A 1,009-nucleotide genomic window follows, 5' to 3' on the forward strand; every position below is an offset into this window, starting at 1 on the left:
GGGGGGGGTCTCTATGATTTGGCCCTCCGGCTCGGCGAGGGCCGCCGCGGGCACCATCCCGCAGGCGAGCGCGGCGGCCAGGCCCAGGCTCAGAAGCGACCCCTGTCGCCTCTCTCTCATGGTCGTTCTCCTTCTCTCGGGCGCCCTGTCGGCGCAAAATCAGCCTTGAATATAGCGCTCTTGCCCGCTTTCCGCAAGAGCGGCCTTGTGGGCTCTCTCGTCTTAGGGTAAAAAAATGGGGTGCAGAACGCTAACGTTTTGCACCTAATGTGTAGAAAGAGGTACAATGAACGAGGTATAAGGAGGTGTGCCATGGCACTCAAGCAGGCGGCTACCCGCATCGACGCAGAGCAGTACGAGCTGTTCAAGGCCACGACGCGGCAGCTCGGTACGACGCCCTCGGACGCAATTCGCATGTTCATCTACTCGTTCAACGACTGCGGGGGCTTCCCCTATGAGGTGAGGACAACGCGCCCCGTGGTGGAGGCCTTCGAGACGGAGCGCGACGCAACGCGCTTCGCGACCGCGCTTTCCCTGGGAGTGCTCGATGAGGCGCGGTGAGGTCTGGACGCTGCGGGATGGCGGCTATGCGTCGAAGGCCCGTCCCGTTGTGGTGGTTCAGGACGAATCGGTGGCCGAGTTCGACTCCGTTATCCTGTGCCTGCTGACGAGCTACGACTCCGACGGGATGCCGACGCGTGTGAAGATCAGCCCCTCCGGCGACAATGGCCTCTTCAAAACAAGCTACGTTATGGCCGATAAGATCATTTCCGTGGACAAGGCTCTCCTGGGAGAGCGCATCGGCGTTCTCGATGACGAGGACATGGAATTGGTCGGTCGGAGTTTGGCGATGATCCTGGGCCTTAGCTGAGGGTTGGCGCTCGGCTGCTGGTATCGGGCCGGAATGTTGGCGAAGGGGGGCCGGCGGCGCGAAGCTGCCGGCCCCCCTTCCTTTGGCGGAGGCGATCTCCCGCCCTACCGGGCCGCGCGCCGGCGGCGGGCGGCGAGC

General features: G+C 63.6%; 2 protein-coding genes. Both read left to right on the forward strand.

Annotated elements, in window-relative coordinates:
- The first annotated feature begins 312 nt into the window (after positions 1-312).
- On the forward strand, positions 313-561 hold the full coding sequence (locus C811_RS15560) for a type II toxin-antitoxin system RelB/DinJ family antitoxin (protein ID WP_016310683.1): 249 nt from the start codon (positions 313-315) through the stop codon (positions 559-561).
- Positions 548-871 carry a type II toxin-antitoxin system PemK/MazF family toxin gene (locus C811_RS15565; protein ID WP_016310684.1) on the forward strand — a complete coding sequence of 108 codons (324 nt, stop codon included), beginning with the start codon at positions 548-550 and terminating at the stop codon, positions 869-871. The genes C811_RS15560 and C811_RS15565 overlap by 14 nt, the downstream gene beginning before the upstream one ends.
- Positions 872-1,009 lie beyond the last annotated feature (138 nt).

Source organism: Adlercreutzia caecimuris B7 (assembly GCF_000403355.2).
Taxonomy (GTDB): domain Bacteria; phylum Actinomycetota; class Coriobacteriia; order Coriobacteriales; family Eggerthellaceae; genus Adlercreutzia; species Adlercreutzia caecimuris.

What these genes read in the sequence shown, in the direction of transcription:
- C811_RS15560 (WP_016310683.1), top strand. Translation starts at nt 313, where the DNA reads ATGGCACTCAAGCAGGCGGCTACCCGCATCGACGCAGAGCAGTACGAG.
- C811_RS15565 (WP_016310684.1), top strand. Translation starts at nt 548, where the DNA reads ATGAGGCGCGGTGAGGTCTGGACGCTGCGGGATGGCGGCTATGCGTCG.